General features: G+C 43.4%; 31 protein-coding genes. 25 read left to right on the top strand and 6 right to left on the bottom strand.

The features are described from left to right. Positions 1-39 precede the first annotated feature (39 nt). A complete protein-coding gene (locus L0M98_RS11765; RefSeq protein ID WP_227216044.1) occupies positions 40-1,338 on the top strand; it encodes an NAD(P)/FAD-dependent oxidoreductase in 1,299 nt (432 codons plus the stop codon). 18 nt (positions 1,339-1,356) lie between these two features. Here the strand turns inward: L0M98_RS11765 and L0M98_RS11760 are convergent, their stop codons facing one another. Continuing rightward, positions 1,357-1,866, bottom strand: coding sequence for a bacterioferritin (locus L0M98_RS11760; RefSeq protein ID WP_099293800.1), 510 nt, complete (start codon positions 1,864-1,866; stop codon positions 1,357-1,359). Between the two features lie 120 nt (positions 1,867-1,986). On the opposite strand from L0M98_RS11760, the gene L0M98_RS11755 reads away from it, so the two are divergent. Together L0M98_RS11755 and fldA are read left to right on the top strand one after the other, a co-directional pair. Then, the gene (locus tag L0M98_RS11755) at positions 1,987-4,170 is read left to right on the top strand and encodes a B12-binding domain-containing radical SAM protein (protein WP_227216042.1); all 2,184 of its coding nucleotides are present in this window, start codon (positions 1,987-1,989) and stop codon (positions 4,168-4,170) included. A gap of 114 nt (positions 4,171-4,284) precedes the next feature. Further along, entirely contained in the window at positions 4,285-4,785 is a 501-nt protein-coding gene (gene fldA / locus L0M98_RS11750) for a flavodoxin FldA (RefSeq protein WP_099294709.1), read from the top strand. An 81-nt stretch (positions 4,786-4,866) separates the two neighbouring features. On the opposite strand, the gene L0M98_RS11745 is transcribed toward fldA, so the two are convergent. The 4 genes from L0M98_RS11745 to L0M98_RS11730 form a co-directional block, all read right to left on the bottom strand. Continuing rightward, positions 4,867-6,771, bottom strand: a complete 1,905-nt coding sequence (locus L0M98_RS11745) for an AAA domain-containing protein (protein ID WP_227216040.1) — start codon at positions 6,769-6,771, stop codon at positions 4,867-4,869. Positions 6,772-6,781: 10 nt separating this feature from the next. Next, the gene (gene map, locus L0M98_RS11740; RefSeq protein WP_099294707.1) at positions 6,782-7,621 is read right to left on the bottom strand and encodes a type I methionyl aminopeptidase; all 840 of its coding nucleotides are present in this window, start codon (positions 7,619-7,621) and stop codon (positions 6,782-6,784) included. Positions 7,622-7,679: 58 nt separating this feature from the next. Then, entirely contained in the window at positions 7,680-8,384 is a 705-nt protein-coding gene (locus L0M98_RS11735) for a L,D-transpeptidase family protein (RefSeq protein WP_218014309.1), read from the bottom strand. A 168-nt stretch (positions 8,385-8,552) separates the two neighbouring features. Continuing rightward, positions 8,553-9,431: a hypothetical protein gene (locus L0M98_RS11730; protein WP_099293794.1), complete on the bottom strand. Its 879-nt coding sequence runs from the start codon at positions 9,429-9,431 to the stop codon at positions 8,553-8,555. Between the two features lie 242 nt (positions 9,432-9,673). Between L0M98_RS11730 and L0M98_RS11725 the strand changes: the two genes are divergently transcribed. From L0M98_RS11725 to L0M98_RS11710, 4 genes are all read left to right on the top strand, one after another. Further along, entirely contained in the window at positions 9,674-10,483 is an 810-nt protein-coding gene (locus L0M98_RS11725; RefSeq protein ID WP_186978395.1) for an AraC family transcriptional regulator, read from the top strand. Between the two features lie 74 nt (positions 10,484-10,557). After that, positions 10,558-10,965 carry a pyridoxamine 5'-phosphate oxidase family protein gene (locus tag L0M98_RS11720; RefSeq protein ID WP_227216039.1) on the top strand — a complete coding sequence of 136 codons (408 nt, stop codon included), beginning with the start codon at positions 10,558-10,560 and terminating at the stop codon, positions 10,963-10,965. 347 nt (positions 10,966-11,312) lie between these two features. Next, complete coding sequence (locus L0M98_RS11715) at positions 11,313-12,170, top strand: AraC family transcriptional regulator (protein ID WP_227216038.1); 858 nt, start codon at positions 11,313-11,315, stop codon at positions 12,168-12,170. Between the two features lie 237 nt (positions 12,171-12,407). Then, on the top strand, positions 12,408-12,920 hold the full coding sequence (locus tag L0M98_RS11710) for a DUF2867 domain-containing protein (protein ID WP_227216036.1): 513 nt from the start codon (positions 12,408-12,410) through the stop codon (positions 12,918-12,920). Between the two features lie 342 nt (positions 12,921-13,262). Here L0M98_RS11710 and L0M98_RS11705 read toward each other — a convergent pair whose 3' ends face one another. Beyond that, a complete protein-coding gene (locus tag L0M98_RS11705) occupies positions 13,263-13,628 on the bottom strand; it encodes a hypothetical protein (protein WP_227216035.1) in 366 nt (121 codons plus the stop codon). A gap of 106 nt (positions 13,629-13,734) precedes the next feature. On the opposite strand from L0M98_RS11705, the gene L0M98_RS11700 reads away from it, so the two are divergent. The 18 genes from L0M98_RS11700 to L0M98_RS11615 all read left to right on the top strand — a co-directional run bounded on the left by L0M98_RS11700 (position 13,735) and on the right by L0M98_RS11615 (position 25,391). Next, the gene (locus L0M98_RS11700) at positions 13,735-13,977 is read left to right on the top strand and encodes a hypothetical protein (protein ID WP_227216033.1); all 243 of its coding nucleotides are present in this window, start codon (positions 13,735-13,737) and stop codon (positions 13,975-13,977) included. Next, positions 13,958-14,353, top strand: coding sequence for a response regulator transcription factor (locus L0M98_RS11695; RefSeq protein WP_227216031.1), 396 nt, complete (start codon positions 13,958-13,960; stop codon positions 14,351-14,353). The genes L0M98_RS11700 and L0M98_RS11695 overlap by 20 nt, the downstream gene beginning before the upstream one ends. Next, positions 14,340-14,543: a hypothetical protein gene (locus L0M98_RS11690; RefSeq protein WP_227216029.1), complete on the top strand. Its 204-nt coding sequence runs from the start codon at positions 14,340-14,342 to the stop codon at positions 14,541-14,543. The genes L0M98_RS11695 and L0M98_RS11690 overlap by 14 nt, the downstream gene beginning before the upstream one ends. Positions 14,544-14,560: 17 nt before the next feature. Continuing rightward, positions 14,561-14,734 carry a hypothetical protein gene (locus L0M98_RS11685; RefSeq protein WP_237961699.1) on the top strand — a complete coding sequence of 58 codons (174 nt, stop codon included), beginning with the start codon at positions 14,561-14,563 and terminating at the stop codon, positions 14,732-14,734. Between the two features lie 18 nt (positions 14,735-14,752). Further along, entirely contained in the window at positions 14,753-14,986 is a 234-nt protein-coding gene (locus L0M98_RS11680; RefSeq protein ID WP_227216027.1) for a hypothetical protein, read from the top strand. A gap of 11 nt (positions 14,987-14,997) precedes the next feature. Continuing rightward, a complete protein-coding gene (locus L0M98_RS11675; RefSeq protein WP_227216025.1) occupies positions 14,998-16,245 on the top strand; it encodes a DNA cytosine methyltransferase in 1,248 nt (415 codons plus the stop codon). A gap of 6 nt (positions 16,246-16,251) precedes the next feature. After that, entirely contained in the window at positions 16,252-16,713 is a 462-nt protein-coding gene (locus L0M98_RS11670; RefSeq protein WP_227216023.1) for a hypothetical protein, read from the top strand. Then, positions 16,700-17,374 carry a hypothetical protein gene (locus L0M98_RS11665; protein WP_227216021.1) on the top strand — a complete coding sequence of 225 codons (675 nt, stop codon included), beginning with the start codon at positions 16,700-16,702 and terminating at the stop codon, positions 17,372-17,374. The genes L0M98_RS11670 and L0M98_RS11665 overlap by 14 nt, the downstream gene beginning before the upstream one ends. A 10-nt stretch (positions 17,375-17,384) precedes the next feature. Then, complete coding sequence (locus L0M98_RS11660) at positions 17,385-17,756, top strand: phage antirepressor N-terminal domain-containing protein (protein ID WP_227216020.1); 372 nt, start codon at positions 17,385-17,387, stop codon at positions 17,754-17,756. Positions 17,757-17,787: 31 nt separating this feature from the next. Continuing rightward, the gene (locus L0M98_RS11655) at positions 17,788-18,300 is read left to right on the top strand and encodes a BRO-N domain-containing protein (RefSeq protein ID WP_227216018.1); all 513 of its coding nucleotides are present in this window, start codon (positions 17,788-17,790) and stop codon (positions 18,298-18,300) included. A gap of 246 nt (positions 18,301-18,546) precedes the next feature. Further along, positions 18,547-18,804, top strand: coding sequence for a hypothetical protein (locus tag L0M98_RS11650; protein ID WP_227216017.1), 258 nt, complete (start codon positions 18,547-18,549; stop codon positions 18,802-18,804). Positions 18,805-18,862: 58 nt separating this feature from the next. Next, positions 18,863-20,095, top strand: coding sequence for a VapE domain-containing protein (locus tag L0M98_RS11645; protein ID WP_227216016.1), 1,233 nt, complete (start codon positions 18,863-18,865; stop codon positions 20,093-20,095). Between the two features lie 358 nt (positions 20,096-20,453). Next, positions 20,454-20,915: a hypothetical protein gene (locus L0M98_RS11640; protein ID WP_227216014.1), complete on the top strand. Its 462-nt coding sequence runs from the start codon at positions 20,454-20,456 to the stop codon at positions 20,913-20,915. Positions 20,916-21,043: 128 nt separating this feature from the next. Beyond that, a complete protein-coding gene (locus L0M98_RS11635) occupies positions 21,044-21,403 on the top strand; it encodes a hypothetical protein (RefSeq protein ID WP_227216012.1) in 360 nt (119 codons plus the stop codon). Between the two features lie 91 nt (positions 21,404-21,494). After that, the gene (locus L0M98_RS11630; protein WP_227216011.1) at positions 21,495-22,382 is read left to right on the top strand and encodes a S49 family peptidase; all 888 of its coding nucleotides are present in this window, start codon (positions 21,495-21,497) and stop codon (positions 22,380-22,382) included. 10 nt (positions 22,383-22,392) lie between these two features. Further along, positions 22,393-24,372: a hypothetical protein gene (locus L0M98_RS11625; protein ID WP_227216009.1), complete on the top strand. Its 1,980-nt coding sequence runs from the start codon at positions 22,393-22,395 to the stop codon at positions 24,370-24,372. 52 nt (positions 24,373-24,424) lie between these two features. After that, the gene (locus L0M98_RS11620) at positions 24,425-24,952 is read left to right on the top strand and encodes a hypothetical protein (protein WP_227216008.1); all 528 of its coding nucleotides are present in this window, start codon (positions 24,425-24,427) and stop codon (positions 24,950-24,952) included. 46 nt (positions 24,953-24,998) lie between these two features. Next, positions 24,999-25,391 carry a hypothetical protein gene (locus tag L0M98_RS11615; RefSeq protein ID WP_227216007.1) on the top strand — a complete coding sequence of 131 codons (393 nt, stop codon included), beginning with the start codon at positions 24,999-25,001 and terminating at the stop codon, positions 25,389-25,391. Positions 25,392-25,446 lie beyond the last annotated feature (55 nt).

The following is a 25,446-nucleotide window of genomic DNA, read 5'->3' as shown; positions in this document are numbered from 1 at the left end:
TCGCATCTATTCGTACAACTGTGAAAATAAGTTGTAATTATGGATGCAATTAGTAATATCCCGGATCAGGGAACAAAGAAACGGGTTGTGATCGTGGGTGGAGGTTTCGGAGGGTTGAAATTAGCTCGTAAATTGAATGATCGTGATTTTCAAGTGGTGTTGTTGGATAAAAACAATTATCATCTTTTTCAGCCTTTATTGTACCAAGTGGCTACTTCGGGGATAGAGCCCAGTGCGATTTCTTTTCCTTTCCGGAAGATATTCAAGTATCGTCATGATTTCCACATTCGGATGTGCACGGTAGAGAAAGTGGTTTCGGAAAAGAATTGTATAGAAACATCAATAGGTAAGATTTCTTATGATTATCTGGTGATAGCCACGGGTGCAGGTACAAATTTCTTTGGTGACTCTACTTTGGCGGATCGGACGATGCAGTTGAAAACAACGTCGGATGCTTTGTTCAATCGTAACCGGGTGATCGAGAGTTTCGAGAAAGCATTGAATAGCGCGGATGATGATACTCGTAAACGGTGGTTGACATTCGTTATTGTCGGGGGTGGGGCTACCGGTATCGAGCTTGCCGGGGCGTTGGCGGAGATGAAAAAGTTTATGCTCCCGAAAGACTACCCGGAATTGGATTGGGATGAGATGAGGATTCTTTTGGTAGATGGGGGTGAGCGTTTGTTGAACGCTTTTTCGGAAAAGTCCTCGTTGGAGGTTGCCCGTAGTCTGTCAAGTATGCACGTGGAGATTTTGTTGAAAAAGTTGGTAAAGGAGTATGACGGGGAGAAGTTGACCTTTGTTGACGGGCAGCAGATCGTGACAAATAATGTCTTTTGGGTAGCCGGGGTAAAGGCGAATAGTTTGCCGGGACTGCCGCGAGAAGCTTACGGGCGGGGAAATCGATTGCTCGTGGATGAGTTTAACCGGGTAAAGGGAATGGCTGATGTGTTCGCGTTGGGCGATACGGCATTGATGATTACCACGGATTATCCCAACGGGCACCCTCAAGTGGTGCAACCCTCGATACAGCAAGCCGGTTTACTGGCAAATAATTTACGAAGTATGATCAAGGGCAAACCCCTTCGTCCTTTTAAATACAAGAATAAAGGTTCTATGGCTACAATCGGGAGAAACGATGCCGTGGCGGAATTATCCAAGGTGCGTTTCCGGGGATTCTTCGCTTGGCTGTTGTGGTTGTTGGTTCACTTGATGAGTATCGTCGGGGTGAAGAACCGTCTTTTTATTCTGATCAACTGGATGTGGAGTTACGTTACTTACGATCAGTCTTTGAGGATTCTGGTAAAACCGAAAATAAAGAAAAGCGACCCGTTCTGAGTCGCTTTTTCTTGTAAGTTATTCTCCCTTGGGAGCAGTCCCAGTGGCCACACTTTTACTGCGTTCAACGGATTGTAAAGCCAAATAGTTAGCCCCGAATTTCTCAAGGTTGTCCAATTCTGTTTCGTATTGGTCTTGATGAACTTCTTCCTCGGCTACCAAAGCTTCAAATAATTTCTTTGATACGGCATCAGCGTTTTCAGCGCATTCTTTTGCCCAAGCGTTATAATCGTTCACGCTGCCGACTTCCATGGCGGTAGCGAGTTCCAGCATCTCTTTGGGTTCGTGAATTTTCTTCACGTCGCCGGAAACTTTCATTTCAACTTCCCCTTTCAAGAACAGGATACGCTCGGCAAGTTGCTCCACGTGCATCATTTCTTGAATGGCGGTACGTTTGAAAAGACCGGATAATAAGTCATACCCCATATCATCGCAACGGAAATGGAAATACATGTACTGGTGTACAGCAAGCAATTCATCGCCTACCGCCCTGTTTAGTAGTTCGATACTTTTTTCTTTTTTACTCATGATAGTCAAAATTGTTAGTTATTTTTATTGTTTGCCAAATTATAAAAAAAATGTGATACATCCTAAATTTTGGCTTAGAATAAAAAAAGCGTACATTTGTTTAAGTATAAAATGATGATTATGAATAATTCTTCCCCGGTGTTGTTAGTGACACCTCCGTTCACGCAATTGAACACGCCATATCCCTCGATGATGTACTTGAAAGGTTTCCTGAACACGAGGGGAATCCCGACCGCACAGGTTGATTTGAGTCTGGAGGTTATTTTGGGTATATTTTCTTCCCGGGGATTGACGGAACTTTTCGAGAAGGCGGGGGAACAGTCTTTATCAAACAATGGAAAGCGGATTTATGCTTTGAGGAAAGAGTATACCCGCACGATTGATGCGGTGATTGCTTTTTTACAAGGGAAGAACCGCACGTTGGCTTATTCGATATGTGAAGAAAGTTTTTTGCCGAGAGCGGGGAGATTCGGGCAGACGGAGGATATGGAATGGGCATTCGGGATGATGGGGATGGAAGATAAAGCCCGCTATCTGGCGACGCTATATCTGGAAGACTTGTCGGATTTCTTGAAAGAATCCGTGGACGGAAATTTCGGATTCAGCCGTTATGCCGAGCATTTGGGACGTTCGGCTTCATCGTTTGATGAGTTGGCTGCCGAGCTGGCAAAGCCGTTGAGTTTCACGGATAGATATCTCACGGGATTGCTGACCGAGAAAATGGAGGCTTATCACCCGGATATCGTGGCGGTGACTATTCCTTTTCCGGGGAATTTGTACAGTGCTTTGCGATGCGGGGAATGGATTAAAAAGCATTATCCCGGGGTGACGGTTGCCATGGGAGGCGGTTTTGCCAACACGGAATTGCGTTCGCTGACAGATGCCCGTTTCTTTGCGTATACCGATTATTTATTGTTGGATGACGGGGAGTTGCCGATTTCACGTTTGATTGAACACGTGCGGGGAGGGTTGGACGAGAGCGGGTTGGTGCGTACGTTTATGTTACAAGACGGGAGAGTGGTGTATCACGACGATGTTGCGGCGGCGATTATTCCTCAAAGGGAAGTCGGGATTCCCGATTATTCGGGGTTGTTCCTCGATCGGTATATTTCCGTGATCGAGATAATTAACCCGATGCATAAGTTATGGAGTGACGGGAGATGGAATAAATTGACATTGGCTCACGGGTGTTATTGGGGAAAGTGTAGCTTTTGCGACGGTACGTTGGACTATATCCGACGCTACGAACCGAACGAGGTGAAAACTATCGTGGACAGGATGGAGAGAATGACGGAACAGACGGGGGAGGGCGGTTTTCATTTCGTGGACGAGGCGGCACCTCCTATGTTGTTGCGGGAAATGGCATTGGAGATATTGAGGCGGCGTTTGACTGTCGTGTGGTGGGGGAATATCCGTTTCGAGCGGGCTTTCACGGCGGATTTATGCAGGTTATTGAAGGCATCGGGCTGTATCGCCGTGTCGGGCGGGGTTGAAGTGGCATCCGAACGGGTGTTGGCATTGATCAATAAAGGTGTGACATTGCCTCAATTGATACGGACGACGGATCATTTTACACGAGCCGGAATTATGGTGCATACTTATTTGATGTACGGTTTCCCCTCGGAGACCGCAAGAGAAACGGTCGATTCGCTGGAAGTCGTGCGGCAGATGTTTGAGCGTGGGTTGATTCAATCCGGTTTCTGGCATCGTTTTGCCATGACGGCGCATAGCCCGGTCGGACAGGCACCGGGGCTTTTCGGTACACGGGTGACGGAACCGCCTTTCGGTGGGTTTGCCCGCAATGATGTGGCTTTCGAGGATTTGGAGGGAGGTGATCATGAACGGTTGGGTGACGGTTTGAGTCGTTCTTTATATAATTATATGCGAGGCGTGGGGTTTGATTTACCCTTGCAGAAATGGTTTGATTTTAAAATTCCTGTTTCAAGTGTATCGCCTCGTTTCGTGGAACAGCAAATGGAGGCGAGCGAATCTGTGGAGAATTTATATCCTCGGCGTTTGTATTGGATCGGGGGAGAGGTCGAGTTCGGTGCGGAGATCGTGAAAAAGGGGAAAATCGTGTTGACGCTCCATGATACTACGCGGGATATTCATTTGAAGATAAAAAAAGAAACTGCCGTTTTTCTGCATGATATCTTTTCCCGGATAAGCGCGGATGTTGGAGAGCCTTATTTGCTGAAAGATTTTTGTTGGGATTACGAAACGGCTATTCACGAGGATTTCCTGCCGTTTTGGTATGGTAAGGAAATGCAAGTGCTTCGGGAATACGGGTTGCTTTTGCTTTAAAACGGACAACTACCGCCATGTAGGGATAGTGCCGGTAAAATTTAGCTATTTATAGGGATTTCACGGGGGAGTGGAAGGGGTTATCTTTGTCATGAACAAAAAAGAAAGATAAAGATGAAAACGATAGGAATATTTTATGGCTCCACGACCGGGGCAACAGAAGGAGTCGCGGAAGCGATTGCTTCCCGCTTGGGTACAACAAACGTGTTTAACGTGGGTAACACGAAAGTGGACGAAGTGGATAAATATGATGTTTTGTTGTTGGGTAGTTCAACTTGGGGAATCGGTGAGTTGCAGGATGATTGGGGTGTTTTTCTCGATAAGTTGAAAGGTAAGAATTTGTCCGGCAAGATGGTTGCGATATTCGGTTGCGGGGACGGTATGTCGTTTGGTGGTTCTTTCTGTGATGCAATCGGTATTATTTACAATGAACTTCAAGGGACAGGATGTGAGTTTATCGGTAGCGTGGATGCTGACGGGTATAGTTATGATGATTCTGTCGCGTGCGTGGACGGTCGTTTCGTGGGATTACCGTTGGACGAGGCGAACGAGTCCGAGTTGACAGATAAAAGAATAGATACTTGGGTTAGTAATTTAAAACAAGTGATTTGTTGAGTCTAGTTGTTGTTGTTGAATTAGAGGGCTGATTTCCACGGCCCTCTTTTTGTTTGGAATTATTGAAGTTGGGGTGTCAATTTATAGATTGATTATTTTCCCTCTCTCCCCGATATATTCATACAATGCTTTGTAGAAAGCGTGGCGGGTGAGGGTTGGGGCATCGCCGAGTATGATAAGTTTCATGCGGGCCCGGGTGATAGCGACATTCATGCGACGCAGGTCATTGAGAAACCCGATGTTGCCGTCTTCGTTGGCACGGACGAGGCTGATGAGAATGACATCTCGTTCTTGACCTTGGAAACCGTCGACGGTGTGAATGGTAATAAGGCGTTTCAAGGGATGAAAGAAGCGGTTGTGCTTGATGAGTTGGCGGATGTATTGCACTTGCACCCGGTATGGAGAGATTAGTCCGAAGTCAATTCTTTCGTCTAAAACTCGTTCTATCCCGATTTTCTCGATATACTCTTGTAATTGTTGTACCAATAATTCTGCCTCCAGCTTGTTGATGCGCCCGAAGGTTTCGTTTACGCGGTCTTCCGAAAGTTCGAGTCGTGCCGTGTCGAACCACTCGACGGGGGTGTCGAACTCGAGGATATTGCGGTGGCTCACCTCGGGAGCGGCTTGCAGGCGTCCCCGGTAGAACCATTTTGACGGGAAATGCATGATGTCCTCGTGCATCCGGTATTGGATTTCGAGCATGGAAACAGTTTCCGGTTTCCGTCGGGAAATTTTTTGTATCAAAGTCCGGTCTAATCCGCCTCGTGCCGCCTCGATACATTTGATCGTGGGCGGGAGTTGGTAATGATCTCCGGCAAATACGACCCGGTTGGCTTTGGTGATAGCTATCCAGCAAGCGGCTTCGAGGGCTTGTGCCGCCTCGTCGATAAAAAGGGTGGAAAATGTTTTCCCGTTCAATATCTTGTTTGCGGAACCTACTAGAGTGCAGGCTATCACGCGGGCTTCCCCGAAGAGTTGGGCGTCGATTCTGATTTCCAGTTCAATGGCTTGGTCACGCAGGCGATTTAAGCGGGAGCGTTCCGATTCTTTTTTGTTTCCTTTCAAGCGTTTGACTCGAGCTATTGCTTCCCGTATGGCACTTCGGACGGAGCGTAACGTCGGGTAGGAGGGGTGTGATTCGAACCGGCGTTCGTACGTGAATGCGAGCATTTTGTCGTTTACCCGTGTCGGGTTACCGATTCGCATGACGTTTACCCCCCGGTCTACTAACTTCTCGGCTATCCAGTCTACTGCCGTGTTGCTTTGGGCGCATACCAGTACTTGGTTTTCCCGACGCAGTGTTTCGTACACGGCTTCTACTAGGGTTGTCGTTTTGCCCGTTCCGGGGGGACCGTGTACGACGGCAACTTCCTTGGCACGGAGTACCCGATTGACCGCTTTTTCCTGCGAAGGGTTCAGCCACATGAGGCGTGTCGGGAGAATTTCTCGTTGTTGCGGGGTGATACCGCCGAGAAGTACTTCCCGCAAGTGTGCCAAACGGTTGTTCTTTGCTTCCATGACTTCGGTCAACGCGGCAAACATGGTCTTGTATGAAGTACCGTCGAAATACAATTGAACGCCCAATTCGCGGGCGTTTTGTACGTCCAGCAAGGCATCGGGATGAGGCAACGCGACCAGCATCGTGTTCTCGTGCACGTAGCTGATAGTTGCCGAGAAATTGAAATAGCGTAATTGCCCGGCATCGTCAAACTTGAAAAAGCAAACCGGACGACCGTATTCGAAATTGTGTTCCGTTTCGTCATTCTCGTCACGATTGATCTCAACGACCAACTGGTTTAACGAGTTGTAGTAGCTTCGTCTGGGGGCTACCGGGTACCAACACACGCCTTGCCGGATACGTTTCGGTATTCCGGCTCGTTGGGTTTGTTGATAAAACATCTCCTTCTCGCATTCGTATTCCTGTTGCAATAACTTGTATTGCCGGAGTAAGTCGACGAGCGGGGAGTCTATCTGTTCGGAAGCCATGTGTAGGAGCTTACCATGTTAATATTTCTATTCCCGTTTCGGTGATCAAGACGGTATTTTCCCATTGGGCGGACGGTTGTTCGTCTTCGGTAATGACTGTCCAATCGTTCTCCTCGTCTATGAATATATCCGCTTTTCCCATGTTAATCATGGGTTCAATGGTAAAAATCATGCCGGGTACGAGGAGCATTCCCGTGCCTTTGCGTCCCACGTGTTCCACTTCGGGTATCTCGTGGAATTTCAGTCCTACCCCGTGCCCGCAAAATTCCCGTACCACGGTATAACCGTTGTTTTCGGCGTGGGCTTGGATGACGGCACCGATGTCACCGAGGAATCCCCATGGTTTGGTAGCCTCGATTCCTCTTTCAAGACATTCTTTCGTGACTTGCACTAGGCGCTGTTTGGCTTCCGAAACGTTGCCAATCATGAACATACGGGAGGCGTCGGAAAAGTAACCGTTATAGATGGTGGAAACATCGACGTTGATAATATCCCCGTCGCGCAGAATTACGTCTTTGCTCGGGATGCCGTGGCAAACTTCCTCGTTGATCGAGGTGCACACGCTTTTGGGAAATCCCTCGTAATTCAACGGTGCCGGGATAGCCCCGTGTGCCACGGTGAAATCGTAGACCAGCGTGTTGATGTCTTCGGTGGACATTCCCTCGTGGATATGTGCCGCCACGTGGTCAAGCACGGCGGTATTGATCTTGGCACTCTCCCGGATACCTTCTATCTGTTCTGCATTTTTAATGATTTTCCGGGGAGGAACGACGTGTCCCTGACGACGATAGTATTTCAGTTTTTCCTCGATTTCCGGGGAAAGTTTTTGTTCGTTCTTGTTAAATAGCATATTGCTTTCTCCTTTTTGTAATTGCACGCTAAGGTAGTGATTTTAAGGATAGGTTATTCTATTTCGCGAATAGATAATTACCAAGGCGGTCGACGGAAACATTCAATTCTTTTAAGTCTTTGATAAACAGATCGTGTCCGGAACGCAGATTGTCCCAGAAGTCAAGCAAGTCGGGATACGCTTTGTAGGTTTCCCTGTATCGCACCACGTTCTTGTCCGAGAATTTGAAAGGGAATATATAGACGGGGATATTCTTTTGCCCGTTCTGACGTGCCTGCACGGCGTACAGGTATATCTCTTTAATATGATTATCGGTCATCGGGAGACATCCGATCGTGACACAATTGCCGTGAATGCAAATACTTCCCCCGAGGTTTGATGCTTTGCTCTTCAGTCTGTCCGACCGGTTCGGGTAGTTTATCATCAGTGAAAGGTGGTAATTGCTGGCAGGGTTGAAATGGCTGATGTGATAGAAGCCTTCCGGTACTTGGAGATCACCTTGGCGGCGTTTAGGGCCTAAGCGACCGGAGCGGGCGCAGATGCGATAGGTCGTGATTTTCTTGTACACGGAGTCTTTAGGTGCTTTAGCGTAGACCGTCAAGCTCTCTTCCTGTTTATAAGCCGTGATAAGGATATGTATATTGTCAAACGATAACCCTGCATCTTGTAATCGTTGTCTTAACAAAGTTTCTTTTTCTTGGTAAGCATTCCGCACGCGGGGATATTTTTTTTGTTGCTTCACGAAATCCGGTTCGTTTTCCATAAACAAGCATAATGAGATGAGAAGGAGCATTTTCATAGTCTTTTCTTTTCGTGTCGTGTACAAAGTTCTGAAAAAATACGAGAAGATGCAAATAAAAAAAGATGCCCCGGAGAATCCGGAGCACCTTGCCTGTGTGTGTTGTGTGTATATGAGTGTGTGAATTTGAAGTTACTCGTTAATCATCACTACCAAGTATTTGGTTTGTTTCCAGAATGCACTCGGGTTGCTGATTTTCAAGGTTTGCATACCGTCGTTTCCCTCTTCCACGGCGTATGAATCGCTTGGGTGAACGGAAAGGATTTTTGCTTTCTTGGAGTTCAACGCTATCGTGGTCAACTCGCGCATATCACCGTCCACGAATGCAGCGTTTTGTGCTTGGGTGGATACGATTGGCGGGCAAAAGATTCCTTGCCGTGTGATCACGTTGGCATCTCTCAGGTTTTTTCTGGAACCTAACAAGTAGTGAACGGTGTTCATCGTTTGATCCTGTTGAGAGATCGTTTCTTTTTGTGAGGTTGATTCTTGTTGCAGGTTCTCCACGTTTTGATTCAATTCTGCAATTTGTTTCGTTTTGATACCCAGTTCTTTCTCTCTTGCGGCGAGAACTTGGTTGAGTTCGTTGAGTTTTTGGTCGCGGATAGCCAATTCTTCGTTCAGTCCGGCGATCAATTTCTTGAATTGTGCCGATTGGCTTTTGTTGGATTTTTCCAACTTGGCTATTTGAGTCTTGTAACCTTCAATAGCGTCCGCCAAGGCTTGCACGTCGTTCTTTAAAGCGGTGATTTGTGCTTTGCTCTTGTTACTCTTGCTGTCGCTTTGTGCTTCAACAGCAAGAATATGTTCCGCTTCCCGGATAGATTGCATTCCGGCTGAAATGTCATTTAGATCGGTCAGTAATTTCTCCATTTCATCGCCTTGAGTGTTGCTGATGGCTTGTAGTGAATCAATTTTCGCTAACGCTGATTTATATTTTTGTGAACTTTCCACGCAACTGCCCAGAAAAGCGATAGAAAACAGACTAATCGTTAAAAAGATAAACGTTCTCATAGTTTTTTTGTTTTTGATGTTTTATTCTATGTCTTAAATAAAACAACTGGTATGCCATGGTATTTTATTATATTTAAATGACTGATATACAGCGAATGTGTCGATTCGTGATATTGTGGAATATGGGGAATTAATTGCCTCACGTGTGGAATTTCTCCCCAGTATTGGCGTGGAATCATGTGGATAGTCCGGATTTTTTTGTGTAGATTTGTTTTTGGAGAAACCGATATATAGACCAACCGATGTATAAAGAATATCAGCCTCATGAAATATTGGCACCCTATATAGATAAGTATTGGGTGATGGAGGGTACGTTAGAGCCGGAGGAGCGCATTAAAATTTTGCCGGACGGGTGTACTGATTTTATATTTAATCTGGATGAGTCGGCTAACTTGGCAGATCAAAACGGGATGAAGATAGGAGGTATGCAGGCTTATTTTGTCGGTCCCATGCGGGCGTATTCCGAATTGCAGGTTTGTTCCGAGATGATACACTTGATCGGGGTGAGGTTTACTCCCTGTGGGTTGACCGTTTTCACGAAGATTCCCATGAGTGAGTTTACCGATCAGCGGGTGTTTCTACCGGATTTGGATGTTTTGTTTAACGCTGGTTTTGCTGCAATTTTGAGGGAGAAGAACACCTTGAAGGAACGTTTGCTGATAATCGAGAGATATTTGTTGTTTTGTTTACGTTATTCCGGGGAGGTGGATAAGCAGGTGGCGCGGGCGGTCGGGTTGATGCATCAAGCGGATGGAAAAATTCCCGTGCGGGAACTCATGGAGCAAGTTTGTTTGTGTCAACGGCATTTTGAACGTCGTTTTAAGCACGCGACCGGGTATACCCCGAAAGAATATACCCGTATCGTGAGATTTCGCCGCACCATGGATGTGTTGCGTCAAGTAACTCGTGACAATCTTTTCTCCGTGGCGATAGATTGTGGTTATTATGATCAGTCGCATCTGGTAAAAGAATTCAAGCGATTGTCCGGAAGTCCGCCTTCCGTGTTTGCCTCTTTGCCGAAAGGTATTCCGATTACATATTTAGACGGGTAAAAGTCGATTTTTTACAAGAGCTTAGAGTGTTCCCTCTCTTATATTTGCAAGTATAATTTTTAAATGTATTGAAAATGGAAGAATTTAAACGTAAGGCGGAATTATTGTTGGAACAGTGTGATAGCGTGGTGCTGGCATCCGTGGACGAGAATGGTTATCCCCGTCCGGTACCCATGTCCAAGGTGAAAAACGAGGGAATTACCACGATCTGGTTCTCGACGGGAACCTATTCCGAGAAAACAAAACATTTTGAGGTGAACCCGAAAGCGGGAGTGTGTTTCCAGAAGGAAATCAATAGTGTCGTGCTGACCGGAGATATCGAGGTTGTTACCGACAAGGCAGAGCAAGACGCGTTATGGCAGGATTGGTTTATCCAGCATTTCCCCGGCGGAAAGGATGACCCCACTTATTGCGTGTTGAAGTTTACGGCAAAGCGGGCTACTTATTGGCTTGATTTTAAGTTCGAACACGCTGAACTGTAGACAAACTAAACGAATTGGAGGGTAAAAGGCATCATTTCCCACGGGTGCCTTTTATTTATAAAAGGTATAAAATACATTTGATTGAGAATAGAATTTTTGGAAAATCTGTTTATAATCAATGCTTTGACTATGCTGATAGGAGTTTTATGAAAGTGTGATGGGTGTATGATAGAAGTATCACCCAACCAACTTCTTGTATGAGTGAAAGTTCCTTTTAGCTTGTAGTATGAATGGTGAGGGTTTTCCTATTTATTTCTAAAGAATCCGGCTATCGTTTGTAATTTAGCAATCCGGGAAAAGTCCGTCTTGTTTTTGGTGGTTATTTTCGCGTTGAAATACAAAAAACTATGGAACAAAAGTTATCGACAAAGGAGGAATACGTGAAACGAATCAACGTGATCGTGGAGTATATCAACAATCATTTGGGTGAGAATATCGACTTGGGAATCTTGTCTGAGATGTCCGGTTTTTCACCTTGGCATTTCCACCGGATCGTGCGGGCTTTTTTGGGTGAACCGATCGGGGCTTTCATCACGAGGATGCGTGTCGAGACTGCAGCTCGATTATTGCGCTATTCCGAATTACCCGTACAGGATATTGCTTTCCGGGTGGGGTATGACGTTCCCTCGTCGTTATCAAAGAGTTTCAGACTGTTTTATGGTATTTCACCGAATCAATACCGTAAAAATAAAAATTACACGATTATGAAACCTATTGAATTAAGACCGGATTTACCGTTGGAAATAGAGGAAAAAGTACTGGCACCCCAGCAAGTGATTTACGTGCGACTGGCGGGAGCGTATGTTAATCTGGATTATAGCGCCGCGTGGCAACGTTTGTGGAATCACGTGCGGGAGGAGAATCTTTTCGCACCGGAAGTCGGGCATCTTTGTATATATCACGATGATCCGAAAGTGACGGAACCGGATAAGTTACGTACGGATGTATGCTTGGCGTTGCCTCGTGTCGGGAAACCGAAAGGAGAAGTCGGGGTGAAAGAGGTCGCCGGTGGAAAGTATGCCATATTCCGTTACCGGGGACCGTACTTGAATCTTCATGCTGTTTATGACACTATCTATCTGAAATGGATACCCGAAAGGGGATACAAACTGGGGAATACTCCCGGTTTCGAGAAGTATTTGAATCATCCGGATCACGTGAAACCGGAGGATTTGGTGACAGAGGTTTATATCCCGGTGGAATAAGGGTGCGTTGATGAATTTAGAACAGCTGATATCTGTCAATGTCAGCTGTTTTCTCTAGCTTTTCGATGTTGAATAGAATAACAATCAGGAATATGATCTTTTTCATGGTACCATTTTTAGTTGAATAGTGTAAAGGTTTGAGAAAAATGGTACAAAATCAATTTTTTAGTCGTGAATTTATTCATAAGGAGTGATTTTTGTGAGAGGGAATGTGTATTTTCGTGAAATGATTATGACATGATGAAAGTAAAAAAGAGTGAAATCCCAGCCGATAGTCTTACCGTGAAATATTTTCCGGCGGATTATAAAGACTCGTTTCGTGTGATATCGAGTGAAAACATTTCAATTGCACCCGATGATTTGATGGTTCGTTTTTGGACGGATATGCCGGGGTGGGTGAATGTTCTTTTCAAGTTGCGTAATTTCCTCGTGAGATTTGTCGGGTTGAAAGGGGCGGAAGGAGATAGTCTTGAAGAGTTCAAACATTGTATACGTAATGGCGGAAAGTATCATTTTATTGAAATGTTGGCAAAGGATGAACGGGAAACCGTGATGTTGATGAAAGATAAGCATCTGGACGCGTATATCTCGGTTCGAATAGATGGCAGCAAGAGTGTTTACGTGAATACTCTCGTGAAGTATAATAACCGGTTGGGGAAAGTCTATTTCTTTGTGATTCGTCCTTTTCACGGACTCGTCGTCCGGTCTTCGTTGAAAAGGGCTATTAAAAGTGCTCACGTGAAAAATTAGGTGGACCTCGTGTTCTTCGTGTTTTGAATTTCATTCTTTTCATGCAAAAATCTTTCCAATAAATGCCAAAAGATATCGTGTGGTGATTGGTATTGGTTCGTATTAAGTTACCCGAAAAGTTTAATGAATGTTTAATCGCAATAAAAAAGAGAGGTCTTTTAAACCTCTCTAATTGCCTGATGCTCAGTAGTCGGGATGACAGGACTCTATTTTCTTTGCATTTATCATTTCTTAATGTGTTATCTCGTTTATGTTCAATCATTTTTAAATTTCGTGTTTTTTACGATTGTCCCGATTCTGTCCCGGGAGCATTCTTGTAACGTTCTCTTTTGTAGGCAATTCTTAAGCTGTCTTTTTATTTTTACTATCATTTGACTGTTCTTTTTGTTCAAGTTTGTCACGTAGAAGTGCGTTTTCTCTTTTTAACGTGTCAGCTAATTCTTTGTACACCTCAAATTTTTCTTCGGTATTATTGTCGTTATTTTCATCAATGAACATCTTTCCTTCGCCGGAAATGAACCAATTCAAATTGAGACGTGGTTCATATTGTTTTAGGCGAAAAATAAAGTCAAATGAAGGTAAATTCCGTTGATTAACCACGTTGCCCACGACAGAATTCTTGTAATTAAGTTCAAGAGCTAGACGGTTTTTGTTTATACCTAATGTTTTGATTATCTGTGATAATCTTTCCGATATAATTTCCTTCATAAATTATTTTTAAAAATACACATCCAAATGTTTGTATTTTGCAGTCATTTGTATGTATATTTGCATTAAACAAATATGTAATATAACAACACAAATGTATTGTATTATGAAACAAAAAACAATACCTAAAAAGGGGTACTCTTTTAGAATTGCGTATGATAATCTGTCAAGAGCTGACCAACGGGTTTTACGTAAAAACATAATGAAACGACTTCAGATCGAACGTTGTACTTTTTACCATCGAATGAAGGGGGTTGAGCCAACTCATATAGAGTATCAAATTATAAAGGAGGAATTTCAAAAGTTAGGAATTGAAGTAGTTTTTGAATATGAAAGAGAGCCTAACTGACCGTGAACGTGAGATTGCGGAATTAATAACTTGGGGGGCTTCCTATAAAGAGGTCGCTTGTATTCTAAACCTATCTGTTGAAACCGTGAAAGAGCATATAAAGCATATAAAGATGAAACTTGGTATAAATAAAGCAACAGAAATTGGTGCATATATCTTTTGTACGGAATATGATGTTCCTGTGCATAGAGATAAATTGGGACGAATTAGGAATATTGTGGCTGCAATTACTTGTGTATTAGCTTTTATTCTTGTTGAATATCAACAATTGAATGTTATTCGTACCACAACGACTCGTAATGTTCGGATCTCTGCAAAATCTCGACAAGCCAGACGTGGAAAAAATGATTATTATTTTGCTTATGAATACGATTGATGGCATATTGAATATTGATGTTATAAAATTATGCGACCGTTGTAGAGGAAATGGATTCCTGACAGTAAAGGATTTTGATACTCTTGAACCTAAGCGGGAAGTGTGTACAAAATGTTCTGGAAGCGGACGTTTACGAGTTAGTGGTGTGTTGAAAGTGACACCATTTGAGCCGAAAAATATTGAAAAATGATATTTAGATCGAATGACATGAGCAAAAAAATAAAAGCATACTTCGGTCGAGGTGTGAATAAGATTGAAATCGAATTAACCGAGGAGCAAGTAGCGAAGGTAAAGCGGCTACAAAAACACATTCGCTTGAAAAGAGAAGAGGAAGAATTGGCAAAAAAAGAGGGTAGCCCCCCCCGGTCAATACCATATTAATAGAAAACGATTTGAAGTATGAAATACAAAGATTTCATTCAAAAAATAGGAATTGTAGTGGAGGAATCGAAGTTATTATTGAGAGTATCGGGTGATATTATCTCTATTGACGGTAAATTTTTTTACGAATCTACAATTAATCGCATCCAACGGCTTTTACAACTTTATGGAGAATGTGAATGGTGGGTATTGCCGTCTGATACATTATCGGATGGTGTAATGTATAGAATAAAAATTTTCAGTTATAAATAACGATTTGAACCATGATACACGCCTCTCTTTGCACCGGGATAGGTGCTTGCGAACTCGCTGCTACATGGATGGAGTGGGAGAATGCCTTCTCGTGTGAGGTGGACGAGTTCTGTAACACAGTATTAAAATATTATTATCCTAATAGTAAGCATTATGGAAACATATTCGAACAAGACTTTAAAAAATGGAGAGGACGAATTGACATACTTACGGCGGGCTTCCCGTGTCAGCCATTTTCAATTGCTGGAGCAAGAGGAGGCTCGGAAGATGACCGCTACCTCTGGCCAGAGGTGCTTCGTGTCATCAACGAGATTAGACCGTCTTGGTTTGTTGGTGAAAATGTTAGTGGAATCACCTCTATGGTTTTCCCCGGCGAGGAGGTTACGGTGGGTCGCTACACGGATGTGTTCGGAGAAAGTTACAAGGAAACGGAAATGCGTGAGCAATTTATTATTGACCAAATCTGTAATGACCTTGAAAGTATCAATTATTCCGTCCAACCGATTATTATACCGGCTTGTGCCGTCGGAGCGCCCCACAGGAGGGATAGAGTCTGGTTTATTGCCAACCGTGCAGACACAGGGGTTGAAGGTTTGCAACGAGAAGGGAAAGACTGTATTTATGCCATTAGATATCCTACCCACGCCACAGAGGCGGGATTACAAGAGCGGCTCGACGATGGAAAGCAGGAGGATACAGAGGAAATCGGAGCAGGGCAGGACGATAGACTTGAACGACATGGCGGCAAGCGGACTATTACCGACCCCAATGGCGAGCGATGCAACTACGGGAGCGATAATCGGGAAGAACGACGTGTTCGTGGAGAACGGGAGCGGGATGTTACGGAAGATAAACCAAAATGGGACGAACGGGAGCGTGGGGTTGGCGAGGATGGTACAGTTATTACCAACACCGACAGCAAGGGATTATCAACCATCAGTTTCCCCCACGGCGTTGAAAAGAAAGAACGGGGCAATGAGGACGGATGCCCTGTGCAACATACCTGCAATCATAGGGAAACACACGAAACAAACAGGTGGCAAAACTTCCCAACTCAATCCCCTGTTTGTGGAAGAGATGCAAGGCTTCCCTTTGATGTACACCACCTTGCCATTCCTTACGGACGATGGAGAGAATGGTCTATAAAATCGTATGGGAATACTATGGTTCCGCAAGTAGTCTACGAGATATTCCGGGCGATAGAACAAGTAGAAAAAATGTTTAATGAAAACAATTTGTTTCAATTCGATAGTAAATAACTGATTATGCAAAAACATTGGGATAAACTTTGGGAGAAGATTGTCGAAACAGATAAGCAATTTGATGATTATCTGCAGAATTCCGGTTTGAGTGCTTCAGGAATGAAGAAGACTAAAGTTCTTGTGAAGGCTTGGAATGACCTGAAAAAATTAGCAGAGGAATTCGATCAGTTTGTTACTCCCGTGGAACCTGTTACGAATATTCTTCCGTGGGAGACATCTCAGTTTGCGGGGAAGTGGAAGTTTTGGAAGGAATATTTGCAGGAGCAACACGGGCAGGTTATGCGTTCTCGTTCTGAAAAGATGGCACTTGAATACTTGGCGATGTTAGCGGAGGACAGCGAAGAAAAAGCCTGCAAGATTATAGATTTCTCTTGTTACTTACGGGCGAAGTCTTTTATTCTACCTCCACAGAAAAAAGAAGATAATAATAAGTTGGTAAATAACACGGAAGATGGAACTTGGTAACATTATTCAAGGCATGGAACGGGACTGTGCCAAGGAAAGAAAAAAGTTAGAGGATGAATTGTTTACACATAAGTGTATGTACTCGCTTTCTTACGAGGAGTTTTGTTGGGCTCTGACAACTAACGCTAATAATATTTTGTTGAAACGAGGGTTTATGCATCATTTTGAGATTGATGCATCGAATCAAGAAGTTATCCGGCAGTTATTCTTGTATTTTGCAGGGGATTCGGCTTGCAAGTGGAATATTCATGCCGGTATTATTTTTGCCGGTAAGGTCGGTTGTGGAAAGACGTTGTTGCTGACAGCTTATATTCTTCTTGCTAATACAATGGCTCGTAAGCAGATAACAATGTATCACGCCAACGAGTTGTGTGAGTTTATTCGGGAACAAGGTATAAAGGAAATTGATCGTAAGCCCCTGTTTATTGATGAACTTGGTCGGGAACCTAACGAGGTTGTTGATTTCGGGAACGTGAAAAAGCCTATCGTGGATTTGTTGGCGAAACGTTACGAGCGGGGGGCAAGAACTTACGCGACCACGAATTTTAAACTCCAGAGTCTTGAGGAAAAGTACGGGCAATATATTGTTTCCCGGCTTCGGGAAATGTGTAATTATATACTCCTTCCCGGTGACTCAAGACGATTAATAAATCAAATTTAATTTTATTATCATGAAAACAGAAGTTATTGAGATTGAAAGCGGGATGATTGAATGTCCTGTGATGAATGACCAACGTTACGTGGCTATAAAGCCAGTGTGTGAAATGCTGGGTATCGCTTTTCTGACGCAAACTGAAGTGGTGAAATCTCATCCATTATTTGCAGACAATATTAGGTTGATCCGGTGTATGGCTAGAGATGGGAAGCTACGTGAAATGCTTTGTTTACCGTTGAAACGATTCTTCCTTTGGCTTGGAGGGATTCATCCTAATAAAGTGAAAGAAGAATCGAAAGAAGCTGTTTTAAGAAATCAAATATTAATCTGTGACTCTCTCTATGAGAAGTTTATAGGAGTATATGAATCTACACCTCTGAATAAGTAAACTCTATTTTAATAATTGTAAAAGGAAAATTATGGAACAGAAATTTGAATTTAAAGGAAATTTGGTCAGAATGAAAACCGATGAAAATGAGCAGTATTGGTTTGCGGGTATTGATGTTTGCAATATTTTAGGATATGCAGATTCCCATCAAAAGATTAAAAGTTTGGATGGAGATGAATATAGGCTTGACCGTATTGTAGACAGTCAAGGTAAGCTGAAAGAGACCTTGACCGTGAATGAATTTGGTTTGTATTCTTTAATCTTGACAAGCACTAAGCCGGAAGCGAAAGAATTTAAGCGGTGGATCACTCACGAGGTTCTGCCCGCGATTCGGAAGGCTGGACGTTACACGACAGAAGAAGAACGAGCGAGGGAGGATGAATTACAGAAAATCGCTTCTGAAATTCAGGTTCTTACTTCGGAAAAAGATGATTTGCAGAAGCGTTTGAACGAAAAGAAAAAATTAATCGAGAAGAAATCTTTGGGGATGCTTCAGATCATTCAAGCAGATTTCCGCCAACTACATCTTCCTTTCTCTAAATAAAAAGACTAATCCATGATCGCAGTTATAAAAAATATTCGTATGTTTGTGGTGAACTCCATACTAAGAGGCGGGCAGACCCGTCAAATATCAGCGGGTATTTTTTATACCTGTGCTGATCATATATACGGTTTCGTACCCCCGTGTAGAGTCTTAATGGACCTACTGCCTCTTAGGTGGAGTTCAACGGGAAAGGCGGAACCGTTTTTTTATTATAATTTCCGTCAGCTTAGAACAAATATATCTGTAATGAACTCCACAGAGAAAACTTGTTCCGGGGTGAAGTATAGTACCCTCGTATCAACGGATGACGCACGACAAGCGTTTCAAGAGAGATTTCCGTTAGTCAGGAAATTGAAAGTAAAGCATCGTAAGTATTATTATTTCGCTCACGCCGTGTATGGTGAGCGGAAATTGTTTTGTCATGCCTACAAAAGTTGGGAGGCTTTGTTCGTTAGGTTTGCCGCAGAGTACGCGGATAAAGTGTTATCGGTAGATGTACCATGAGAATGAACTTTCGGGATAAAACCAAAGATGGAAAATTGTAGTGCATAAAATTTGATATATGGCTAGAACATTAAAAACAACGAAAACTCCCAGTATTGGAACCACGGACAAGGTAACGCTTGTCCGTGAATTCTTGGAAGAGAACTACGAGATCCGGATTAACGAGTTTGACACGTCGAAATCTTATATCGTGTCTAAAATAAAACAATACGATCACTCTATTTCTTTTAACGATATATACTTGCATCTTTTGGAGGAAGGCATTTCCGTGGGAACGAATGTGCTAAAGATGATTCTTACTTCCCCGAATTACAGCAAGACCTGTAACCCGGTTGTTGATTATTTCGAGAATATAAAAGGAAAGTACCGGGGAGAGAGTCAGATTGACATCTTGTGTTCGCACATAAAGGCTCGGGAGTTTGAAGATCAGCCCGAGGGGTATTACCAGCAGCGGGCGACCTATATAATAAAAAAGTGGTTGGTGTCAGCCGTCGCCTGTGCCTTGGGAATACGACCGAATGATGTTGCTCTTGGGCTTGTTTCGGCTCACGAGGGGATCGGGAAAACATGGTTTTTCGAGTTCCTTGTTCCGGATGAGTTGAAGGAATATTACAAGGCTTCAGACAAGGATCCGGATATCTTCGATATGACGAAAGACTTCACCCGGAATTTCATGGTCAATTTTGATGAACTGGTTGGGATAACGAAAGCTAGGGCGGATATGTTCAAGAAGGTGATGTCGGCCAAAAAGCTATCAATAAAACGCCCGAGAGAAGAGTTTTCACAGCTTGTTAATAGAATAGCCTCGGCAGCGTTTACCTCGAACAGAACGCCGGAAATGGGCGGATTTTTACAAATGGAAATGGGATTGAGAAGATTCGGGATTATCGAGATAGACGGGATAGATATAAGCTATTCTCAAAAGGTCGACGTGGATCAGCTTTGGGCTGAAGCGACCATGTTGCTCGAGCAGGATTTTGATTACGTGTTCAACACGGATGATTATAATGCCTTCAAAGAATTTAATGTACGATATTTGGTTCAATCATCTTCTGCAATATTGGTAAACTTGCATTATGAACGACCGGAGTCCGAATCCGATGGAACATGGATGATGGCTTCCGAAATACTCAAGGAGTTGAAACAGCACAAAAAGATTCTCATGAGTATGGGCTTGATTAACGAGATCACTATCGGGATGGCACTTACTGCTCAAGGTTTCTTGAAAAAAGGAATTAAAGAGAAAGAAATTGGTACCAGATACAAGTATTTAGTCAAATCAAAGTTATAAATCACTATTTACGTGCCTTGTTACGTATGTATATAATTATTTTTCAAATAATTATCTTATTCCTTATAAGGAATATATATTTATGTCCCGTGAGCAATCAAAAAACAAAGTTAGCTTACAACCCTACAACCTTACAACCTTTTGCTTGTAAAGCCTTACGGGACGGGAGTTGTAGAGGTTGTAACTCTTGTAAAACTATAAAAAATGCAGGGTTACAACCACCTACAACCATGACAAAAAATGATGTAAAAAATCAACCCAACAACCGTGTAATGTATTGTTGATGAGAAAAATAATACCTGATTGTTGGTTGTAGGCATATATATGATTATATTTACAGTTAAATGACTTATTCGATATGGAAGTGACAACGAAAATTAAATTGAAGCCTTACTTGAGGGAATTCTTGATCGCTAAATTTGGGGAAGAGCCTATCCGCTTTCCGGAGAACTCCGATTTGCTTGCATTGATACACGTTTTAAGGATAAAGCCTCCGAAACGTGATATTGTTCAAGATGACGTGAACACGGAGATAGTGATTCCTTATCAACGTTTGGGACGGGATCCACGAACCTATAATTATCTCGGGAAAAGGGCTCAGATGGAATTTCAGAAACGAGTGCATACGTTGTTTTGCATCACGTTGAATGACTACGTGGCACATAAAGTTCACGTGGAGCAATTCGAGTGGCAGGCGGCGATCGAGTTGTTTGCCGAGGAATACCACATCGAGTCGATCACGACAGACGGGTTAAAGCAAAAGAATTATCGGGATCGGAACGGGAAGCGATTTAAACGAGAAAACAGGTTTAAACATTAAACTAAGTTAAAATAATACTTTTTTCTTACGACATTGGTGATGGAAAATTTATATAAATGTCACTTGTATGTCATTTGACTGTATGCATTTGGGTGCATTTTTTGTGTAATATTTTAATTATCAGATATATGAATAAAATTTTGTGTAACAGACTAGAATTTTGCTTTCTGCATGAAGTTGACGTTACTTATCCCGGTACGTGTAAATTGAAAAATGGATATAAATTTCATTACCTGCCAACGGATGAAGTTGAATTGACGATTTCAAACAAGCTATCGGATCCGGGAGCGTTGAAAACGGAAACGGTGAAAATAAAGACTGGGGCGGATTGTGCGCTTCTTACCCGAATTCCTACAGCTCGAGTTATTCTTGTTTTAACTACTTCAGAAAATGAGAAATACATAGTCGGCTCAACTCAATACCCGGCAACTTATACTTACCAAGAAAAGATTCCGGTGACGGAAATAACATTCACGGCGAATTCTTGAATTTAGACCACCGCCAAAGGTGGTCTATACATTATAGTCCTTTCTTTTCGCCTTTATTCCAAATAATATTGTGTAACAAAATAAGTTACACATGAACGAATCTCTTCTGATTGAATTATGCTCATCCGATTGGGCGATCTCGGAAACGGCTGCCGCTGTTTTGGAGCGGACAGTTATTCGAATGCTAAATGATTCTACGTATAAAATAGACCCGGTAGACGTACCCATTCGGGCAAACATGAATGCCCTAGTGAATATGGATGGTGATTCGGGAAATCCTTTTGATAGTTTGGAGCAAGATAGCGTGGCTATTATTCCACTTATCGGGATTATGACAAAATATTCTTCATGGTACCGTTACGGTTGTGACGAATTGGCGAATATTATTCGATTGGCAAACGCGAGTGATAAAATTTCCGGGGTAGTGTTGTACGCTAACTGCCCGGGGGGTGATATCCAAGCCGTCTTCCAGTTACAGGATGCGATCACTAACATGACAAAACCGATCGTGACATTAACTGATGGCTATTTGTGTTCTGCCGGGTTATGGGTTGCATCATACACGGATCATATTTTTGCTTTAAATGCAATGAACGTGATCGGGAGTATCGGGGTGATGTACACGATTTACGATTATTCCGCTCAAGATGAAAAATACGGGATTAAATCAACCACGGTTTATCCCCCGGAAAGTAAATGGAAGAACCTGCCCGAACGCGATATGACGAAAACAGAGCCGGACGATACGCTTTTAATCAGGGAACGCTTATCCCCTCTTGCCGTGCAATTCCAGAATGTAATCAAAGAAAATATTCCGGATTTGGATTTAAGTGTAGAGGGTATAATTGAAGGTCGGGATTTTTACGCTAAAGATGCACTTCAATATCATTTTATCGATGGTATCATGAATTTGGCGAGTGTAGTGGAATTCGTGAAGAACGAAGCCCGAAAACGAGAGTCTATTTTATCAACGTTTTAATTTATTATATATGAAAGAAAGAGTTAAACAACGGGTGCAGGCAGTGCTGGCTGCTCTTGGTTTTATTACGAAAGTGAAGGAAAAAACAATGACCAATGATGATTGGAGTCAGTTTTATGCCAATTATAAAGCACAATTTGGCATCACCTTGGAGGAAGATAATGCCATTGCCGATGAACCTCCGGCTGCTCCGGAAGCTACAACAATTAGTAGCGAGTTACAACAAGAGGTTGCGACGTTTATCGAGGGGTTGTCTGGGAGTCAGGGAGAACAGCATGATGAACCGTTGACAATGGAAAGCATGATCCGGGCAATGATGGGTGCGATTACCACGATGCAAAAACAACCGGAAAGTTCTGCTCCCGTGACCGTGGTTAAGGCAGATGCAAAGGTGTTACCTGTTGTTTTGGGAACTTGCGCTCATTCTGACACTCATCTGTTCGGGATAGAGCATCCTATTTTTGCTAAATCTGCTTGGTATAATCAGGTTATGGCAAATCGCAAGCTGCATGATTCCGCTTTAACGACAGAGGAAGTGAATGCTTTTTCTGAATCTTTCCGCGACTATACGCGTAGTATCACGGCTCGTGTTCAAGAATTACATATAAGTAACCAACTTGGATTGTTGGACTATAAAACAATGGCGGCAGGACAGTTCGCGATTGACTACGGCGAATTGAAGATCGAGTTCGGGAAAGAATATCTCACTCGACGTCAAGATATGATTATCGCGTACTTGCGTACACTCAAAACGGTAGACCATATTTTCCCGTGGCGTTCGGGCATTCAAGATGGCGAAATAATCCCGACGGCATTCTTCGGGGAGTTCTCCCAAAGGTATCAAGCCGGAGAGGTCTTCAAAGGATCCGCTAAAATATCTCAAGAGATTGCTCGGGTGTCAGACGTGATGATCAAGTACAAGTTCGAAGATCTGATCGCTCTTGAGAAGCAATACATCGGGTACTTGAATAAGGAAGGATCCGATGTGATGAAGTGGACGTTTATTGAATGGTTGCTTGTTTATATCTACAAAGCTATGTTCAACGAGCAGGTTCGTCGACGTGTGGTCGGGGTGTTGGTCCCGGTTCAAGAAGGTGTTGATAACCCGGCGATGTTTGCCGCGGATGGCGTGTTGCGTGCGATTGAACGGGTGGAGGAAGGTATGAAGGTTTTGCCTTACAAGAACCTGAAAACGTACACGCAGGCGACGATCGTGGATTACGTGGAGACGTTCTTCGAGGAAGTGAACAAAATTCTGCCCTCGTTGGATGGCATGAAGTTGTACATAAACGAGAAGCATGTACCTTGGTACCGTCAGGGGTTCCGGAGTAAATATGGTACGGACACTGATTATGCCGGACCGAAAATGCAGGCGATTGATTACTCTCTGGAACAATTTGTCCCGGTTCCGAACATGGACTACAATGACTACAAGATGTGGATCACTCTTCCCGGTAATATAGAGTCACTTCAACACCTGCCGGGAGAAATGTATAACATTTACTTCGAGCGTCGTTTGGAGGCTCTGTTGGCAATGGGACGATGGAAAGAGGGCGCTGCCGTGAACATGGCAGGGTTGCAGTGCGAGTCTGAAACGGAGTTGGCAAAGACGAAACGTAAATTGCAGTGGATCTTCACGAACTTCCCCGTGACGGAGCTTGTGGCAGATGCGACAGAAGTCGATGGAAACTTGAACACGCAGTTCATTACCGGGAAGAACACGAAAGCCACCGCGATTACAGCGATAAACGATGCTCCGGCAGACCGGGTGGTAAAGATCATTTGTGGTGATACGGCGAACGCAACCACTATTGCGAAAAGTGGAAAGTTCGAGAAGATCTCGGCTGCATGGTCACCGACAGCAGTAGGTGATTACATTAAACTTTATCAAGAGTTACATGTGGTAACGAAGACTATCGGAGGCAAGCAGATCAAGGTCACGGAACCGACCGGAAATTGGCTTGAACTTGAGCGTAAAGTTACGGCGTAGTATATAATGAGGGCTTTTTGCCCTCTTTTATAACATTTAATTTGAAAAGAATATGGCGATAAATGTAAATAACCTGCAGGCGAGTACTTCTCAAGATAAAATTCCTGCAATCAAGTACCGGATTTACTGTGCTAAAAAAATGGATATCGATTGGGATAAGTGGGATAAAGCGACGGATGGAGTCATAAAAAAATTGCCTATTTTAGCGGGTAAGTGTTGTTCGTATATTGATTGCCAAGCGAATTCCGTAAAACCTAATGCGGCAACTGTTGGAGAGGTTGCCCCTCAAGGACAACTTACAATAAATTGCAGTTACGAGGGAATAACTCCCGAGGCGCTTCAATTTATCTACAATAATAATGGAGAAGAGTTTGTCGTGATCTGGGAGAACTGTCTAACCGGTAAGAAATTCATCGCCGGTTCCCCGTGTAGCTGTTTGAGGCTAAGTTACGAGTCCCTTGGCGTTATTGATGATTGGCAGGGTGCCAACTTGAAGTTCGTGGGTGCAGCTTGTCCTGATCCGTTTTGGTTTTTCGAGGGGGATATTCCGCTTGAGCCAGTTGCAGAACCGGGAGTATGATAAATCAAAGGTGTCGTTTCCGGCACCTTTTTTAAAATAAAATACTATGTACACATTTGAAGAGAAAAATAGAATTATAATCCAGAATGCCTCTGCAGGGCATTTCGAGAAAGATAAAGCTTTGTTTTTCAAACATTGCTCAAACCCTAAACTCGAGAGGGATATTCAGCGTGCGAATGCTTTTACTTATGCGAAGGTCGATGGACAGATTTTAAGCGAGCTATTAAATAAGTTGACTTTAGAGGAAATACTCGCTAATCGAGTGGGAGAGGTTAAAAGTCCAAGCAAGAAAAAACAATCGACTTTATCTAAGAAAGGTAGTGGTTCAAAGGGGAGTAAGCGACCTCGGGAGAATAAATCTAAGTCGGAAAACAAGACCGTTGCTCCTGTTGAAAGCGATAAAAAAAAAGAACCAAACGAGAAGAGTTCCCCGGAATAGCGTGGGATAACAATTCGGATCCGAACGTGCAAACGTGTATTATCCTGTATGACGA

The organism is Butyricimonas sp. DFI.6.44 (assembly GCF_022132345.1).
In the GTDB taxonomy this organism is placed as follows: Bacteria; Bacteroidota; Bacteroidia; order Bacteroidales; family Marinifilaceae; genus Butyricimonas; species Butyricimonas muris.
Note: the sequence above shows the minus strand (reverse complement) of the source record. Positions and strands in the feature narration are given on the sequence as shown.

Excerpts from the sequence above, each read along its gene's own strand:
- L0M98_RS11765 (WP_227216044.1), top strand. The coding sequence starts at position 40 with ATGGATGCAATTAGTAATATCCCGGATCAGGGAACAAAGAAACGGGTT.
- L0M98_RS11705 (WP_227216035.1), bottom strand. The coding sequence starts at position 13,628 with ATGAAGGAAATTATATCGGAAAGATTATCACAGATAATCAAAACATTA.
- L0M98_RS11735 (WP_218014309.1), bottom strand. The coding sequence starts at position 8,384 with ATGGAAAACGAACCGGATTTCGTGAAGCAACAAAAAAAATATCCCCGC.
- L0M98_RS11745 (WP_227216040.1), bottom strand. The coding sequence starts at position 6,771 with ATGGCTTCCGAACAGATAGACTCCCCGCTCGTCGACTTACTCCGGCAA.
- L0M98_RS11695 (WP_227216031.1), top strand. The coding sequence starts at position 13,958 with ATGAAAGAGAGCCTAACTGACCGTGAACGTGAGATTGCGGAATTAATA.
- L0M98_RS11620 (WP_227216008.1), top strand. The coding sequence starts at position 24,425 with ATGGCGATAAATGTAAATAACCTGCAGGCGAGTACTTCTCAAGATAAA.
- L0M98_RS11665 (WP_227216021.1), top strand. The coding sequence starts at position 16,700 with ATGGAACTTGGTAACATTATTCAAGGCATGGAACGGGACTGTGCCAAG.
- L0M98_RS11715 (WP_227216038.1), top strand. The coding sequence starts at position 11,313 with ATGGAACAAAAGTTATCGACAAAGGAGGAATACGTGAAACGAATCAAC.
- L0M98_RS11630 (WP_227216011.1), top strand. The coding sequence starts at position 21,495 with ATGAACGAATCTCTTCTGATTGAATTATGCTCATCCGATTGGGCGATC.
- L0M98_RS11700 (WP_227216033.1), top strand. The coding sequence starts at position 13,735 with ATGAAACAAAAAACAATACCTAAAAAGGGGTACTCTTTTAGAATTGCG.
- L0M98_RS11645 (WP_227216016.1), top strand. The coding sequence starts at position 18,863 with ATGGCTAGAACATTAAAAACAACGAAAACTCCCAGTATTGGAACCACG.
- L0M98_RS11640 (WP_227216014.1), top strand. The coding sequence starts at position 20,454 with ATGGAAGTGACAACGAAAATTAAATTGAAGCCTTACTTGAGGGAATTC.
- L0M98_RS11615 (WP_227216007.1), top strand. The coding sequence starts at position 24,999 with ATGTACACATTTGAAGAGAAAAATAGAATTATAATCCAGAATGCCTCT.
- L0M98_RS11675 (WP_227216025.1), top strand. The coding sequence starts at position 14,998 with ATGATACACGCCTCTCTTTGCACCGGGATAGGTGCTTGCGAACTCGCT.
- map (WP_099294707.1), bottom strand. The coding sequence starts at position 7,621 with ATGCTATTTAACAAGAACGAACAAAAACTTTCCCCGGAAATCGAGGAA.
- L0M98_RS11660 (WP_227216020.1), top strand. The coding sequence starts at position 17,385 with ATGAAAACAGAAGTTATTGAGATTGAAAGCGGGATGATTGAATGTCCT.
- L0M98_RS11730 (WP_099293794.1), bottom strand. The coding sequence starts at position 9,431 with ATGAGAACGTTTATCTTTTTAACGATTAGTCTGTTTTCTATCGCTTTT.
- L0M98_RS11625 (WP_227216009.1), top strand. The coding sequence starts at position 22,393 with ATGAAAGAAAGAGTTAAACAACGGGTGCAGGCAGTGCTGGCTGCTCTT.
- L0M98_RS11690 (WP_227216029.1), top strand. The coding sequence starts at position 14,340 with ATGAATACGATTGATGGCATATTGAATATTGATGTTATAAAATTATGC.
- L0M98_RS11670 (WP_227216023.1), top strand. The coding sequence starts at position 16,252 with ATGCAAAAACATTGGGATAAACTTTGGGAGAAGATTGTCGAAACAGAT.
- fldA (WP_099294709.1), top strand. The coding sequence starts at position 4,285 with ATGAAAACGATAGGAATATTTTATGGCTCCACGACCGGGGCAACAGAA.
- L0M98_RS11680 (WP_227216027.1), top strand. The coding sequence starts at position 14,753 with ATGAAATACAAAGATTTCATTCAAAAAATAGGAATTGTAGTGGAGGAA.
- L0M98_RS11650 (WP_227216017.1), top strand. The coding sequence starts at position 18,547 with ATGAACTCCACAGAGAAAACTTGTTCCGGGGTGAAGTATAGTACCCTC.
- L0M98_RS11725 (WP_186978395.1), top strand. The coding sequence starts at position 9,674 with ATGTATAAAGAATATCAGCCTCATGAAATATTGGCACCCTATATAGAT.
- L0M98_RS11710 (WP_227216036.1), top strand. The coding sequence starts at position 12,408 with ATGATGAAAGTAAAAAAGAGTGAAATCCCAGCCGATAGTCTTACCGTG.
- L0M98_RS11685 (WP_237961699.1), top strand. The coding sequence starts at position 14,561 with ATGAGCAAAAAAATAAAAGCATACTTCGGTCGAGGTGTGAATAAGATT.
- L0M98_RS11720 (WP_227216039.1), top strand. The coding sequence starts at position 10,558 with ATGGAAGAATTTAAACGTAAGGCGGAATTATTGTTGGAACAGTGTGAT.
- L0M98_RS11635 (WP_227216012.1), top strand. The coding sequence starts at position 21,044 with ATGAATAAAATTTTGTGTAACAGACTAGAATTTTGCTTTCTGCATGAA.
- L0M98_RS11755 (WP_227216042.1), top strand. The coding sequence starts at position 1,987 with ATGAATAATTCTTCCCCGGTGTTGTTAGTGACACCTCCGTTCACGCAA.
- L0M98_RS11760 (WP_099293800.1), bottom strand. The coding sequence starts at position 1,866 with ATGAGTAAAAAAGAAAAAAGTATCGAACTACTAAACAGGGCGGTAGGC.
- L0M98_RS11655 (WP_227216018.1), top strand. The coding sequence starts at position 17,788 with ATGGAACAGAAATTTGAATTTAAAGGAAATTTGGTCAGAATGAAAACC.